Origin of the sequence: Variovorax sp. WS11 (genome assembly GCF_010499245.1) — a bacterium.
GTDB lineage: Bacteria > Pseudomonadota > Gammaproteobacteria > Burkholderiales > Burkholderiaceae_C > Variovorax.
The window spans coordinates 255,668-269,023 of the sequence record NZ_JAAGOW010000001.1 but is presented as its reverse complement, the minus strand read 5'-3'; the positions used below and the strand labels follow the sequence as shown (position 1 = coordinate 269,023).

Sequence of the window (13,356 nt, the reverse complement as noted above, 5' to 3'; positions counted from 1 at the left end):
GTGATATTAGATTTGCGTAATGTCAATGTCAAAAGATTTAATTTTTCCTAATCGATCGAGCGGCCTACATTCTCCTCACCGGCCACACGAATCCATTCCTTCCGAGAGGCGAACCCCATGGGCAACATGAACGAGGCAATGCAGATCACCGACGCCAAGAAGCGCTATTCGGCCGGTGTGCTGAAGTACGCGCAGATGGGCTATTGGGACGGCGACTACCAGCCCAAGGACACCGACATCCTGGCGCTGTTCCGCATCACGCCGCAGGAAGGCGTGGACGCGATCGAGGCCGCCGCGGCGGTGGCCGGCGAATCGTCCACCGCGACCTGGACCGTGGTGTGGACCGACCGGCTCACCGCCTGCGACATGTACCGCGCCAAGGCCTACAAGGTGGAGCCGGTGCCCAACAACCCCGGACAGTACTTCTGCTACGTGGCGTACGACCTGTCGCTCTTCGAAGAGGGCTCGATCACCAACGTGACGGCGTCCATCATCGGCAACGTCTTCAGCTTCAAGCCTCTGCGGGCGGCGCGGCTGGAGGACATGAAGTTCCCGGTGGCCTACGTCAAGACCTTCGCCGGGCCGCCGACCGGCATCGTGGTGGAGCGCGAGCGGCTCGACAAGTTCGGCCGCCCCCTGCTCGGCGCCACGACCAAGCCGAAGCTGGGCCTGTCCGGACGCAACTACGGGCGGGTGGTCTACGAGGGCCTGCGCGGCGGCCTGGACTTCATGAAGGACGACGAGAACATCAACTCGCAGCCCTTCATGCACTGGCGTGACCGCTTCCTGTTCGTGATGGACGCGGTGAACAAGGCGAGCGCGGCCACGGGCGAGGTCAAGGGCAGCTACCTGAACGTCACGGCCGGCACGATGGAGGAGATGTACCGCCGGGCGCAGTTCGCCAAGGAGCTCGGCTCGGTGATCGTGATGGTGGACCTGGTGATCGGCTACACGGCGATCCAGTCGATGAGCAACTGGTGCCGCCAGAACGACATGATCCTGCACCTGCATCGTGCCGGCCACGGCACCTACACGCGGCAGAAGAACCACGGCGTGAGCTTCCGTGTGATCGCCAAGTGGATGCGCATGGCCGGCGTGGACCACATCCACGCGGGCACCGCGGTCGGCAAGCTCGAAGGCGACCCGATGACGGTGCAGGGCTACTACAACATCTGCCGCGACACGCACACCGAGGTCGACCTGCCGCGCGGCATCTACTTCGACCAGGACTGGGGCGCGCTGCGCAAGGTGATGCCGGTGGCCTCCGGCGGCATCCACGCCGGCCAGATGCACCAGCTGCTGGACCTGTTCGGCGACGACGTGGTGCTGCAGTTCGGCGGCGGCACCATCGGGCATCCCCAGGGCATCCAGGCCGGCGCGACGGCCAACCGCGTGGCGCTGGAGGCCATGGTGCTGGCGCGCAACGAAGGCCGCGACATCGCCAACGAAGGGCCGCAGATCCTGCGCGACGCGGCCCGGTGGTGCAAGCCGCTGGCGGCGGCGCTCGACACCTGGGGCGAGATCACCTTCAACTACGCCTCCACCGACACGTCCGACTATGTGCCGACGCCGTCGGTGGCCTGAACCCGTCCACGCGGAGAGACAGACATGCGAATCACACAAGGCACCTTCTCCTTCCTGCCCGACCTGAGCGACGAGCAGATCCGGCGCCAGGTCGAATATTGCCTCGGCAAGGGCTGGGCGATCGGCATCGAATACACGGACGACCCGCACCCGCGCAACACCTTCTGGGAGATGTTCGGCAACCCGATGTTCGACATCCAGGATGCGGCCGGCGTCATGCTCGAGCTGGCGGCCTGCCGCAAGACCTTCGCGCAGCAGTACATCCGCGTCACGGCCTTCGACTCGACCCACGGCACCGAGTCGGTGGTGATGTCCTTCATCGTCAACCGGCCGGCCGACGAGCCGGGCTTCCGCCTGGTCCGCACCGAGGAGGCGGGCCGCACGATCCGCTACAGCATCGAGAGCTACGCCGTGCAGGCACGCCCCGAAGGCGCGCGCTACTGAGCCCGGGCCAGACGCGAGGCACATGCATGGATACCGCCCAGTCCACCGCCGAGGCGCCGAGGCAGCTCTTCGAGTCCTCGGGCGTGAAGGCCCTGCTCGATCAGCTCGATGCCGAGCTGATCGGGCTGGCGCCGGTCAAGAGCCGCATCCGCGACATCGCGGCGCTGCTGCTGATCGACCGGCTGCGCCAGGCGCAGGGCCTGCAGTCGCAGCCGCCTTCGCTGCACATGTCCTTCACCGGCAATCCCGGCACCGGCAAGACCACGGTGGCGATGCGCATGGCGGAGGTGCTCAAGCAGCTGGGCTACGTCCGCAAGGGCCACCTGGTGGCGGTGACGCGCGACGACCTGGTGGGCCAGTTCATCGGCCACACGGCGCCCAAGACGCGGGAAGTGATCAAGAAGGCGATGGGCGGCGTGCTGTTCATCGACGAGGCCTACTACCTGTACCGGCCGGAGAACGAGCGCGACTACGGCCAGGAATCGATCGAGATCCTGCTGCAGGTGATGGAGAACCAGCGCGACGACCTGGTGGTGATTCTGGCGGGCTACAAGGACCGCATGGAGACCTTCTTCGGCAGCAATCCGGGCATGGCCTCGCGCATCGCGCATCACATCGACTTTCCGGACTACAGCGAGGCCGAGCTGATGCAGATCGCGCAGCTGATGCTGGTGCGCCTGAACTACAGCTTCGACGAGGGCGCGGCATCCACCTTTGCGCGCTACGTGAGCCTGCGCCGGCGGCAGCCGCATTTCGCCAACGCGCGGTCGGTGCGCAACGCGCTGGACCGCATCCGGCTGCGCCATGCCACGCGGCTGTTCGGCAGCGACCAGGCCCTGACGCGCGAGCAGCTGTGCACGCTGCAGGCGCAGGACATCCTGGCGAGCCGCGTTTTCGAGCCGCGGCTGGAGGCCGTGGCGGCAGAGGGAGCCCACCCATGAGCATTGAAGCACTCGTCTTCGACGTCGACGGCACGCTGGCCGACACCGAGGAGCTGCATCGCCGGGCCTTCAACCTGGCCTTCGAGCAGCATGGCCTGGACTGGCGCTGGGAGCGCTCCCAGTACCGGGCCCTGCTCGCGGTCACCGGCGGCAAGGAGCGGCTCGGGGCCTACATCGACGCGCTGGAACTGAGCACCTCCGAGAAGAAGCGACTGCACGAGCGGGTGCCGCAGCTGCACGCCGCGAAGACGCGGCACTACACCGAGATTGCGCGCCGCGGCGACATCGAACTGCGCCCCGGCGTTGCGCGTCTTCTGGACGAGGCCCAGCGCGCCGGCCTGCGCCTGGCGATCGCCAGCACCACGACCGCCGTCAACATCGATGCCTTGCTCCAGGCAACGCTGGGCGTGCGCGGCCTGTCGCTGTTCGACGTGATCGCCTGCGGCGACCAGGTGCGCGCCAAGAAGCCGGCACCCGACATCTACCGGCTCGCGCTCGACACCATGGGCGTGCCGCCCGAGCGGGCGATCGCCGTCGAGGACTCGCCCAACGGCTTGCGCTCGGCGCTCGGCGCCGGCCTGTGGACGCTGGTCACGCCCACCTTCTGGACAGACGGCGGCGATTTCAGCGGCGCGGGACTGGTGCTGCCCAGCCTGGGTGGGCTCGGCGTCGAGGAACTCACGCGCCGGGCCACCGCGGTGGCGCCGCCGAACGCGGTGCAGGCGCTTTACCGAGGCCAATGAGATGCACAAGGAAGCAAGCACGATGCGCATCGCGCCCAGCCTGCTGTCGGCGGATTTCGCGCGCCTGGGCGAGGAGGTGAGGGCGGTCGTCGAAGCCGGTGCCGACCTGATCCATTTCGACGTGATGGACAACCACTATGTCCCGAATCTGACCGTGGGTCCGCTGGTGTGCCAGGCCATCAAGCCCTACGCCACGGTGCCCATCGACGTGCACCTGATGGTCAAGCCGGTCGACGCGCTGATCCCGATGTTCGCCGAGGCCGGCGCCTCGATCATTTCCTTTCACCCCGAGGCCAGCGAGCATGTGGACCGCACGATCCGGCTGATCCGTGCCAGCGGCTGCAAGGCCGGGCTGGTGCTGAACCCGGCGACGCCGCTGCAGGTGCTCGACCATGTGCTGGACCAGCTCGACCTGGTGTTGCTGATGTCGGTCAACCCCGGCTTCGGCGGGCAGAGCTTCATCGAGAGCGTGCTGCCGAAGATCGAGGCCGTGCGCCGCCGCATCGACGCCGGCGGGCGGGAGATCTGGCTCGAGGTGGATGGCGGCGTGAAGCCCGACAACGCCCAGCGCATCGGCGCCGCGGGCGCCGACACGCTGGTGGCCGGCTCGGCGGTGTTCGCCGGTGGCCGCTATCGCGAGGCCATCGATGCCATTCGAACGCGGGCGCTGGCGGGGTGCGCGCGATGAAGGATCTGAGCGAGATCGACGCCATCGCCTTCGACCTCGACGGCACGCTGGTGGACAGCGCGCCGGACATCCGCCATGCCTTGAATGCCGCGCTCGAAGAGGCGGGGCTGGAGCACTTCGACCTGGACACCGTGCGCGCGTGGATCGGCGATGGCCCCGACGCGCTGATCGCTTGTGCCTTGTGCGGGCACGGCCTGGACGCCGACGAGGCAGCGCGCGCCCGGCTGCGCAAGGCCTTCGATGCCGCCACGCTGGCCGCCCCATTGCAATCGGGCAGAGTCTTCCACGGCATCGCCGAGCTGGTCGCCGGCCTGGCTCGGAGGCTGCCGCTGGTGGTGGTCACCAACAAGCCGACGCCCCTGGCACGCGCCGTGCTGGATGCGGCGGGGCTGCTGCCGTTTCTGAGCGCCGTCCACGGCGCCGACGCCGCCGCCCAGCGCAAGCCGGCACCTTTCCTGCTGCGGGCCGCGGCACACCGCCTGGGCGTGGCGCCGGAGCGGCTGCTGATGGTCGGCGACGGGCCGGCCGACGTGCTCGCCGCGCGGGCGGCCGGCTGTCCGGCCGCGCTGGTGGCATGGGGCTACGGCGAGTGCGCGGCCGCGGCGGCAGCAGCGCCGGCGTGGCGCCTGGCGACGCCGCAGCAGCTGCTGCTGACCGCACTCGCCTCGCGCGCCCCGCGCAGCGAGGCAATGACGAACGACTAGAACCAGGAGATCGACATGCCCATTGCAGGCAAGGCCACGCTGACCCAGTACATCATCGAGGAACGCCGCCGGCATCCGGGCGCCACGGGTGCGCTCAATGCCGTGATCACGGACGTTTCGCTCGCCTGCAAGGCGATATCGCGCAAGGTGGCGCACGGCGCGCTGGCCGACATGCTCGGCAGCGCCAGCAGCCGCAACGTCCAGGGCGAGGAACAGAAGACGCTCGATGTGCTGAGCAACGACATGTTCCTGCGCACCAACGAGTGGGGCGGCCATGTGGCGGGCATGGTGTCGGAGGAGATGGAGGCGCCCTACGTGCCGCCGCAGCAGTCGCCGCGCGGCAAGTACCTGCTGCTGTTCGACCCGCTGGACGGCTCGTCCAACATCGACGTCAACGTGGCAGTGGGCAGCATCTTCTCGATCCTGCGCGCGCCGACCACCGAGCGCGATGCCAGGCCGGAGGACTTCCTGCAGCCCGGAACGCAGCAGGTCGGCGCCGGCTACGCGATCTACGGCCCCTCGACGATGCTGGTGCTGACGCTGGGCAACGGCACGCATGCCTTCACCCTGGATCCCCAGCTGGGCGAATGGGTGCTGAGCCATCCGAACCTGCGCATTCCCGCGCGCACCAGCGAGTTCGCGATCAACGCGTCGAACAGCCGTTTCTGGGAACCGGCGGTGAAGCGCTATGTCGACGAATGCCTGGCCGGCCGGGAAGGCGCGCGCGGCATCGACTTCAACATGCGCTGGATCGCGTCGCTGGTGGCCGAGACGCACCGCATCCTGATGCGCGGCGGCGTCTTCATGTATCCGCGCGACAGCAAGGAGGCGGGCCGGGCCGGGCGCCTGCGCCTGCTCTACGAGGCCTGCCCGATCTCCTTCCTGATCGAACAGGCCGGCGGCATGGCCAGCACCGGCCGCCGGCGCCTGATGACGGTCGAGCCCGAGGCCATCCATCAGCGCATCGGGCTGGTCTTCGGCTCCTCCGACGAGGTGGCGCGCGTGGAGGCCTACCACGCCGAGGCGCCGCAGGACACCTACCAGGCGCCGCTGTTCGGCAAGCGCGGCCTGTTCGCGACCGCCGCCTGAACGAGGCCGCGGCGCCCGCACGAATTCATCATTTCCGAGGCCACCATGTCAGCCAAACATCCGATCGTTGCCATCACCGGGTCCTCCGGCGCCGGCACCACCTCCGTCACCCGAACCTTCGAGAACATCTTCCGCCGCGAGAGCATCCAGGCGGCGATCGTCGAGGGCGACAGTTTTCATCGCTACGACCGCAACGCGATGAAGGTGGCCATGGTCGAGGCGGAGGAGACCGGCAACCGGAACTTCAGCCACTTCGGCGAGGATGCCAACCTGTTCGCGGAGCTGGAGGCGCTGTTTCGCGACTACGGCGAGGCGGGCGTCGGCCGCAGCCGCAAGTACCTGCACGATGCGCAGGAGGCCGCGCCCTACGAGCAGGAGCCCGGCACCTTCACGCGGTGGGAAACGCTGCCGGCGAGCGAGCTGCTGTTCTACGAAGGCCTGCATGGCGGCGTGACCACGGCCAAGGTCGACATCGCGCGCCATGTCGACCTGCTGATCGGCGTGGTGCCGGTGATCAACCTGGAGTGGATCCAGAAGCTGCACCGCGACAAGAGCACCCGCGGCTATTCCACCGAGGCCGTGACCGACGTGATCCTGCGGCGCATGCACGAGTACGTGCACTACATCTGCCCGCAGTTCACGCGCACCCACATCAACTTCCAGCGGGTGCCGGTGGTCGACACCTCCAACCCGTTCATCGCGCGCACCATTCCGAGCCCGGACGAAAGCATGGTGGTGATCCGCTTCGCCAATCCGATGGGCTTCGACTTTCCGTACCTGCTGAGCATGCTGCACGACTCCTTCATGTCGCGCGCCAACACGCTGGTGGTGCCGGGCGGAAAGATGGACCTGGCCATGCAGCTGATCTTCACGCCGATGATCCTGCGCCTCATGGAGCGCCGCAAGAAGGCGTATGCGATCTAGGAGACTCGCCATGACAGCCGAAAACCTTGTCTTGCGCAGGCAGTGCGCCAACGCCATCCGCGTGCTGGCCATGGACGCCGTGCAGGCCGCCAACTCGGGCCATCCGGGCATGCCGATGGGCATGGCCGACATCGCCGAGGCCTTGTGGCGGCATCGCCTGCGGCACGATCCCGCCCACCCGCGGTGGATCGATCGCGACCGCTTCGTCGTCTCCAACGGGCACGGCTCGATGCTGCTCTATGCGCTGCTGCACCTGAGCGGCTACGCGCTGCCGATGGAGGAGCTGCGGCGCTTTCGCCAGCTGCATTCGCGCACGCCCGGGCATCCGGAGGTCGGCGTCACGCCCGGCGTCGAGACCACCACCGGGCCCCTGGGGCAGGGCATCGGCAACGCCGTGGGCATGGCGCTGGCGGAGAAGCTGCTGGCCGAGGAGTTCAACCGCCCCGGGCACACGGTGATCGACCATCGCACCTATGTGTTCCTGGGCGACGGCTGCCTGATGGAGGGCATCAGTCACGAAGCCTGCTCGCTGGCGGGCACCTGGCGACTGAACAAGCTGGCGGCCTTCTACGACGACAACGGCATTTCCATCGACGGCGAGGTCCGCGGCTGGTTCGGCGACGACACGCCGCGGCGCTTCGAGGCCTACGGCTGGACCGTGCTGCGCGATGTCGACGGCCATGACGTGCAAGCCCTGGACGCGGCCATCGCCCAGGCCGCGGCCGCCGACCGGCCGGTGCTGGTGTGCTGCAAGACGCGCATCGGCCAAGGCTCGCCGAATCGGGCGGGGACCGCGAAGGCGCACGGCGAGCCGCTGGGGGAGGCCGAGATCGCGCTCACGCGGCAGGCCCTGGGCTGGAGTGCGGCCCCCTTCGAGCTGCCGCCGCGCGTCGTGCAGGCCTGGTCGGCGCGCGAATCGGGCGCGGCGCGGCACGCGGCGTGGCAGGCGCGCTTCGAGGCCTATGCGCAGGAACATCCGGCGCTTGCGCGCGAGGTGCTGCGCCGTCATCGCAACGATGCGCCGCTGACGGCGCGGGCCGAGGCGGCGCTGGCTTCGGCGGCAGCGGCTGCGCAACAGCGCCAGGCGGCGGTCGCCACGCGCAAGGCCTCGCAGCAGGTGCTCGACGAGGTCGGGCCCGCGATGCCGGAACTGATCGGCGGCTCGGCCGACCTCACCGGCTCGAACCTCACCGACTGGAAAGGGCACCGCGCGCTCAAGGGCACCGGCACCGGCAATCACGTGCACTACGGCGTGCGCGAGTTCGGCATGGCGGCGATCATGAACGGGCTGGCGCTGCACGGCGGCTTGCGGCCCTTCGGCGGTACCTTCCTGACCTTCTCCGACTACGCGCGCAACGGCGTGCGCATGTCGGCGCTCATGAAGCTGCCGGTCATCTACGTCTTCACGCACGACTCGATCGGGCTCGGCGAAGACGGCCCGACGCACCAGCCGGTGGAGCATGCCTCCAGCTTGCGCCTGATTCCGGGTGTGGATGTTTGGCGTCCTGCCGATGCCACGGAGACGGCCGTGGCCTGGCGCCAGGCCTTGCGCCGCCTCGACGGGCCGAGCTGCCTGTTGCTGACGCGCCAGGCCTTGCCGCACGCCGGTGGCGACGACGAGCGCATCGAATCCATCGCGCGCGGCGCCTATGTGCTTCAGCGCCCGCACGCGGAGTGCGTCGCGCTGCTGGCAAGCGGCTCGGAGCTCGCCATTGCGCGGGCCGCCGCGGACTTGCTGGCGCAAGAGGGCATTGCGGCCCGCGTGGTGTCGGTGCCGTGCATGGATGTGTTCGAGCGCCAGCCCGCGGACTGGCGCCACGCGGTGATTCCGCGCCATCTGCCGCGTCTCGCGGTGGAGGCCGGCAGCTCCGGCCTGTGGTGGAAGTTCGTCGGCGAGCACGGGGACGTGATCGGGCTCGACCGCTTCGGCGAGTCGGCGCCGGCCGGCGAGCTTTTCAAGCTGTTCGGATTCACCGCCGAGGCGGTGGCCGAGCGCGCGCGGCGCCTGCTGGCGAGCGCCTCGCAGGCCGGCGCGAAGGCCGACGCAACGAGTCCGAGGGCGGTCGAAGCGCTCGACCTCCGGCAGCGCTGAAGCCGCATTCCCAATCCCATTTCCAAGAGGAGCCTGCATAGCCATGATTTCGCTGCGCCAACTGCTGGACCACGCCGCCGAGCATCGGTACGGCGTGCCGGCCTTCAATGTGAACAACCTGGAGCAGATCCAGGCCATCATGCAGGCGGCCAGGAAGACCGACAGCCCGGTCATCCTGCAAGCCTCCGCCGGCGCGCGCAAATACGCCGGCGAGCCCTTCCTGCGCAAGATGGTGGAGGCGGCGGTGGAGATGTACCCCGAGATCCCGGTTGTGCTGCATCAGGACCACGGCGCCAGCCCGTCGATGTGCATGCAGGCCATCCGCTCGGGCTTCACCAGCGTCATGATGGACGGCTCGCTGATGGAAGACGCCAAGACCCCGGCCAGCTACGACTACAACGTCGGCGTGACCCGCAAGGTGGTGGAGATGGCGCATGCGGTCGGCGTCTCGGTCGAGGGCGAGCTGGGCTGCCTCGGCTCGCTGGAGTCCGGCATGGCCGGCGAGGAGGACGGCGGCGGCGCCGAGGGCGTGCTCTCGCACGACCAGTTGCTGACCGACCCGCAGCAGGCGGCGGACTTCGTGGCCAGGACCGGCGTCGACGCGCTGGCGATCGCCATCGGCACTTCGCACGGCGCCTACAAGTTCAGCCGCAAGCCGACGGGGGATATCCTGGCGATCGAGCGCATCAAGGACATCCATGCGCGCATTCCGCAGACGCACCTGGTGATGCACGGCTCCTCCTCGGTGCCGCAGGAGTGGCTGGCCGTCATTCGCGAGTTCGGCGGCGAGATCAAGGAGACCTATGGCGTGCCGGTCGAGGAGATCCAGGAGGGCATCCGCCACGGCGTGCGCAAGATCAACATCGACACCGACATCCGGCTGGCCATGACCGGCGCGATGCGCCGCGCCATGGGCCGCGATCGCAGCGAGTTCGATCCGCGGAAATTCCTGAAGGACGCCACCGCCGCCGCCCGCGATCTCTGCGTCGATCGCTTCCAGGCTTTCGGCAGCGCCGGCATGGCGGCCAGGATCAAGCCGGCGGCGCCGTAGCTGCGGGCTCGTGCCGAGCCCGACCGTTCGTCAATGCGTCGCCAGGACGCAAGGGGTGTCGACCTCGATCCCGATGACCGCGCGCGCGAACATGTAGTTGTTGCGCGTTCGCTCGCTCATGGCGTCCATGTCGACGCGCCCGGCAGCGTCGCAGGGGAAGGCCCAGCCGCGGCCGTCTTGAAACAGCGATCGAAAACGCAGTTCGTAACGCGGGCCTTCGGCTCGGCCGGCATGTTGTTTCACTTCGCCACACTCGCCGACGCGCGCTTGCGCCGCCGGCGTCAGATCGCTATGTGCCATGTCTCCAGGTCTCCCTGCAAGGGTCTAAGGTGAATCGGATCACGATGTAGGACACCGGCCTGCACTGACCGGCGTCGTGCTTCGGTTATCACAATCCGTGCCAACGGGGCGCCGGCTCTGCAGCGCCAAGGCTGCGCCACTGTCATGACAATGTGTGTCGCGGGCTCGTCGTGCTTTCGAACACAGTGTGAATCGTCCGGCGATCTTCGGACACGGAAGAAGGCTACACCGCCATGGAAAAAGCCCTGCTACCGAAAAGATAGCAGGGCTTCCAAGAACCACGAGGGTTTGTTTTGGCTCCTCGACCTGGGCTCGAACCAGGGACCTACGGATTAACAGGCTGCACGTCAAATCGGCCTGCAGCCCGCGTGAAATCTAGCTTTCGTCCCCGCGCTGTCCAATATTTCGCGCTCCGAGCGCCAAATTGGTCAGAGGGAAGTTGCCGGAGGAAAGGCTGGATATTGGACGTCTCGGTCAGCTTGCAATTTGGTCGAGCCGAAGCGAACATGCAGCCTCACGCCGAGAGGGGAAGCCGATGCTCGAAATGGGGGTGCTGTTGAGTGCCGCGAAGGCGCTGCTGGAAGCGGCGGTCACGCTGCGTGGTATCCGCGCCGACAAGAGAGTGCGCGTGGCGACGTTGCTCGATTCAATCTCGGCCACACTTTCACAGATTGTAGAAAGACGCTCTGCTGGTAAGCCAGCGGTGGACCTCTGCGCCGAGCTAGAGGCATACGGTCAAGGCATCGAAGACGTCGCGAGGGGAACTACATCTGAGGCTCAACTTGTTCGCATTGCGGCTGCGGTAAGTCAAGCTCGTATCTCACCCAATGCAGCGTACCAAGATATCCCTTCGGACGAGTATCTGAAGGCCCGCCTCGATGAATTGAGCGAGGCGGCAGGCCTTCTGAAGGGCGTATCGAACCTTCTGCGCGCTGCTTAGTTATTGCCCGATCACAAGGGTGTTCGGCGTCGCGGTTTCGCGCCACCGAGCCTTGATGTACTTCTCAGTCGTTGCCTTGTGCTTGTGACCACAGAGCAATTGGATGCGCTCGATCGGCTGCTGGGCCAGCCACATATCCGTGGCGCCCTTGCCCTTGAGGTCGCGGAAGCCGAACGACGGCATGCCCTTGAGCACCGGGACTTTCGCGCGCACCTTGTCCTGCGCCTGCTTGAGCATGGCCGAGATCCCGTCGTAGGTGTAGGCCTCGCCCTTGAGCGTGTGCACGATGGGCTGGCGCAGGACCGGAACCTCTCCTATGGCTTCCTGCACGATGTCGAGCAGACGGCCTTCGAGGCCGATGTCGATCTGCCGCTTGGTCTTGCTCTGGATGAAGCGCAGGACGGGCTTGCCGGCCTTCTTCACGACGTTCGCCGGCGTCCAGGCTAAGACATCGATCTCAGGCCGCTGCAGCGTGCGGTAGACCAGCTCCATCATCAGCCGAACCGCTCGATTGCCCGCATTGAATACGGCCAAGTACTCCTCGTCCGTCACGTAGCGGTCGCGCTCCGTCTCCTCGTTGCGCACTACGCCGCTCGCACGCATGCACGGGTTCACCTTTAGGGCGCCTATGTTGCTGCGCAGCATCCAGCTCATGCAGGAGGAGAGGCATGCCCGCTCACGGTTGGCCCGGACGCCGCGGCCTTCCTTGGCCCCGATGTCCAGGTAGTCGGACACATGATGCGGCCCCACCTCGGAGGGGAGCATGGGGCCGAAGAAGGCCTTCAGGGGGATGACGTCAGCCTCGTAGTCCTCGAGGGTCCTGGCCGAGCGCTCATTCGCGGCGACCAACTGGCGGAAGTGGATCAGGAACTGGTCCAGGAACCAAGTCATGGTGCCATAGGCCCCGGTCGGATCGTTGTAGTGCGCAGCGCGCTTCTTGGCAGCGCCAAGGTCCTTGCCGACGTTCTCCCATTTGCCGTTCGGGTGCACGTAGAAGAACGTGCCGCGGCGGAGGTAGAGGCGGGTGCCGGCCAGGCCCTGGTTATCGTCCTTGCGCTTGCGCCCCACGCTTGCCTCCTCGGATGAGCTTCAGCAGGGCGGCGCGGTCTGGCTGCCCGGAGCCGGCATTCTGCCCTTGCTCGGGCTGACGGCCGACCAGAACGCGCTCGAACTCGCCGCGGGCGACCAGAGGCTTGCCATTCGGCTTGCGCTTCACGATCAGCCCCTGGCGGCACAGGTAGCGCACCTGGGCCGCCGGCTGCTCGAGCGGCGCGCAGATCTCGGCGATCTCGGCATCGGAAAGGAACGGGCTGGTGCTCATCGATCACCTCTGGGCGGATTCTGCAGCGGTGGCGCTAGATCGATCGCATCGGCCTCGCCGGTCGACTCATCGTTGGGGTCGAACGCCGGGCGACCCTCGGCCGGCCCGATGAACGCCTGCAGGTGTTCCGCGCAGCCACGGATCGTGCTGGCCCAGGGCTCGAGGTCGGGCAAACCGCTGTAGCCCCGATCGGAGAGCAGCAGGACCTGCTGCCCGTTGGCGGTCACCTCGACGGCCCAGCCGCGGGCCATCTCGCAGCCAAGCGGGATGTCTGGAGCGCCGAGCTCGGCTCCGAGAGCTGCGCATGCTTCGCGGATCATGGGGACATCGGTGATCTCTATCCTGTAGCCCCGCGCATGCAGGTGCTCGATCAACTGGGCGTCGTTCATTTGTGATCGCTCCCGCAGTTGGGGCCGCCGAGACAGTCATGGCCCTGGCCACATCGAGGCGTAAACCCCTGAAGCGACGACAGGCAGGAGGCGCAAATGTGGTTCTCGCACTCATGCGCCGGCTTCTCGATCCAGCCTTTCGGCCA

15 protein-coding genes are annotated in these 13,356 nt (G+C 67.5%); 11 read left to right on the top strand and 4 right to left on the bottom strand.

Annotated features, from left to right (window positions below):
* Positions 1–117 precede the first annotated feature (117 nt).
* From GXN78_RS01510 to fba, 10 genes are read left to right on the top strand one after another with little or no spacing between them, the layout of a single operon-like run.
* Positions 118–1,584 (top strand): form I ribulose bisphosphate carboxylase large subunit, encoded by a 1,467-nt coding sequence (locus GXN78_RS01510; RefSeq protein ID WP_106554052.1) that lies wholly within the window; start codon positions 118–120, stop codon positions 1,582–1,584.
* Between the two features lie 24 nt (positions 1,585–1,608).
* On the top strand, positions 1,609–2,028 hold the full coding sequence (locus tag GXN78_RS01505; protein ID WP_106554053.1) for a ribulose bisphosphate carboxylase small subunit: 420 nt from the start codon (positions 1,609–1,611) through the stop codon (positions 2,026–2,028).
* A 26-nt stretch (positions 2,029–2,054) separates the two neighbouring features.
* A complete protein-coding gene (gene cbbX / locus GXN78_RS01500; protein WP_106554054.1) occupies positions 2,055–2,969 on the top strand; it encodes a CbbX protein in 915 nt (304 codons plus the stop codon).
* Positions 2,966–3,712 carry an HAD-IA family hydrolase gene (locus GXN78_RS01495; RefSeq protein ID WP_106554055.1) on the top strand — a complete coding sequence of 249 codons (747 nt, stop codon included), beginning with the start codon at positions 2,966–2,968 and terminating at the stop codon, positions 3,710–3,712. The genes cbbX and GXN78_RS01495 overlap by 4 nt, the downstream gene beginning before the upstream one ends.
* 1 nt (position 3,713) lies before the next feature.
* The gene (gene rpe, locus GXN78_RS01490; RefSeq protein WP_106554056.1) at positions 3,714–4,400 is read left to right on the top strand and encodes a ribulose-phosphate 3-epimerase; all 687 of its coding nucleotides are present in this window, start codon (positions 3,714–3,716) and stop codon (positions 4,398–4,400) included.
* On the top strand, positions 4,397–5,104 hold the full coding sequence (locus GXN78_RS01485; RefSeq protein ID WP_106554057.1) for an HAD-IA family hydrolase: 708 nt from the start codon (positions 4,397–4,399) through the stop codon (positions 5,102–5,104). Before rpe ends, GXN78_RS01485 begins: the two co-directional genes overlap by 4 nt.
* A 15-nt stretch (positions 5,105–5,119) precedes the next feature.
* Positions 5,120–6,193 (top strand): class 1 fructose-bisphosphatase, encoded by a 1,074-nt coding sequence (locus GXN78_RS01480; protein WP_106554058.1) that lies wholly within the window; start codon positions 5,120–5,122, stop codon positions 6,191–6,193.
* Positions 6,194–6,238: 45 nt separating this feature from the next.
* Positions 6,239–7,117, top strand: a complete 879-nt coding sequence (locus GXN78_RS01475; protein WP_106554059.1) for a phosphoribulokinase — start codon at positions 6,239–6,241, stop codon at positions 7,115–7,117.
* Between the two features lie 10 nt (positions 7,118–7,127).
* Positions 7,128–9,209 (top strand): transketolase, encoded by a 2,082-nt coding sequence (tkt, locus tag GXN78_RS01470; protein ID WP_106554060.1) that lies wholly within the window; start codon positions 7,128–7,130, stop codon positions 9,207–9,209.
* 37 nt (positions 9,210–9,246) lie between these two features.
* The gene (fba, locus tag GXN78_RS01465) at positions 9,247–10,260 is read left to right on the top strand and encodes a class II fructose-bisphosphate aldolase (protein WP_106554061.1); all 1,014 of its coding nucleotides are present in this window, start codon (positions 9,247–9,249) and stop codon (positions 10,258–10,260) included.
* Between the two features lie 30 nt (positions 10,261–10,290).
* Here fba and GXN78_RS01460 read toward each other — a convergent pair whose 3' ends face one another.
* Positions 10,291–10,560: a hypothetical protein gene (locus tag GXN78_RS01460; protein ID WP_239142565.1), complete on the bottom strand. Its 270-nt coding sequence runs from the start codon at positions 10,558–10,560 to the stop codon at positions 10,291–10,293.
* Between the two features lie 535 nt (positions 10,561–11,095).
* On the opposite strand from GXN78_RS01460, the gene GXN78_RS01455 reads away from it, so the two are divergent.
* Positions 11,096–11,500: a hypothetical protein gene (locus tag GXN78_RS01455; protein ID WP_106554062.1), complete on the top strand. Its 405-nt coding sequence runs from the start codon at positions 11,096–11,098 to the stop codon at positions 11,498–11,500.
* Here the strand turns inward: GXN78_RS01455 and GXN78_RS01450 are convergent, their stop codons facing one another.
* Genes GXN78_RS01450 through GXN78_RS01440 form a run of 3 tightly spaced genes read right to left on the bottom strand, consistent with a single transcriptional unit; the run spans position 11,501 to position 13,210 of the window.
* Entirely contained in the window at positions 11,501–12,568 is a 1,068-nt protein-coding gene (locus GXN78_RS01450) for a tyrosine-type recombinase/integrase (protein ID WP_106554063.1), read from the bottom strand.
* The gene (locus tag GXN78_RS01445; RefSeq protein ID WP_106554064.1) at positions 12,543–12,821 is read right to left on the bottom strand and encodes a DUF4224 domain-containing protein; all 279 of its coding nucleotides are present in this window, start codon (positions 12,819–12,821) and stop codon (positions 12,543–12,545) included. Before GXN78_RS01445 ends, GXN78_RS01450 begins: the two co-directional genes overlap by 26 nt.
* The gene (locus GXN78_RS01440; protein WP_106554065.1) at positions 12,818–13,210 is read right to left on the bottom strand and encodes a hypothetical protein; all 393 of its coding nucleotides are present in this window, start codon (positions 13,208–13,210) and stop codon (positions 12,818–12,820) included. The genes GXN78_RS01445 and GXN78_RS01440 overlap by 4 nt, the downstream gene beginning before the upstream one ends.
* Between the last annotated feature and the right edge of the window lie 146 nt (positions 13,211–13,356).

What these genes read in the sequence shown, in the direction of transcription:
- GXN78_RS01510 (WP_106554052.1), top strand. Translation starts at nt 118, where the DNA reads ATGGGCAACATGAACGAGGCAATGCAGATCACCGACGCCAAGAAGCGC.
- GXN78_RS01505 (WP_106554053.1), top strand. Translation starts at nt 1,609, where the DNA reads ATGCGAATCACACAAGGCACCTTCTCCTTCCTGCCCGACCTGAGCGAC.
- cbbX (WP_106554054.1), top strand. Translation starts at nt 2,055, where the DNA reads ATGGATACCGCCCAGTCCACCGCCGAGGCGCCGAGGCAGCTCTTCGAG.
- GXN78_RS01495 (WP_106554055.1), top strand. Translation starts at nt 2,966, where the DNA reads ATGAGCATTGAAGCACTCGTCTTCGACGTCGACGGCACGCTGGCCGAC.
- rpe (WP_106554056.1), top strand. Translation starts at nt 3,714, where the DNA reads ATGCACAAGGAAGCAAGCACGATGCGCATCGCGCCCAGCCTGCTGTCG.
- GXN78_RS01485 (WP_106554057.1), top strand. Translation starts at nt 4,397, where the DNA reads ATGAAGGATCTGAGCGAGATCGACGCCATCGCCTTCGACCTCGACGGC.
- GXN78_RS01480 (WP_106554058.1), top strand. Translation starts at nt 5,120, where the DNA reads ATGCCCATTGCAGGCAAGGCCACGCTGACCCAGTACATCATCGAGGAA.
- GXN78_RS01475 (WP_106554059.1), top strand. Translation starts at nt 6,239, where the DNA reads ATGTCAGCCAAACATCCGATCGTTGCCATCACCGGGTCCTCCGGCGCC.
- tkt (WP_106554060.1), top strand. Translation starts at nt 7,128, where the DNA reads ATGACAGCCGAAAACCTTGTCTTGCGCAGGCAGTGCGCCAACGCCATC.
- GXN78_RS01460 (WP_239142565.1), bottom strand. Translation starts at nt 10,560, where the DNA reads ATGGCACATAGCGATCTGACGCCGGCGGCGCAAGCGCGCGTCGGCGAG.
- GXN78_RS01455 (WP_106554062.1), top strand. Translation starts at nt 11,096, where the DNA reads ATGCTCGAAATGGGGGTGCTGTTGAGTGCCGCGAAGGCGCTGCTGGAA.
- GXN78_RS01445 (WP_106554064.1), bottom strand. Translation starts at nt 12,821, where the DNA reads ATGAGCACCAGCCCGTTCCTTTCCGATGCCGAGATCGCCGAGATCTGC.
- GXN78_RS01440 (WP_106554065.1), bottom strand. Translation starts at nt 13,210, where the DNA reads ATGAACGACGCCCAGTTGATCGAGCACCTGCATGCGCGGGGCTACAGG.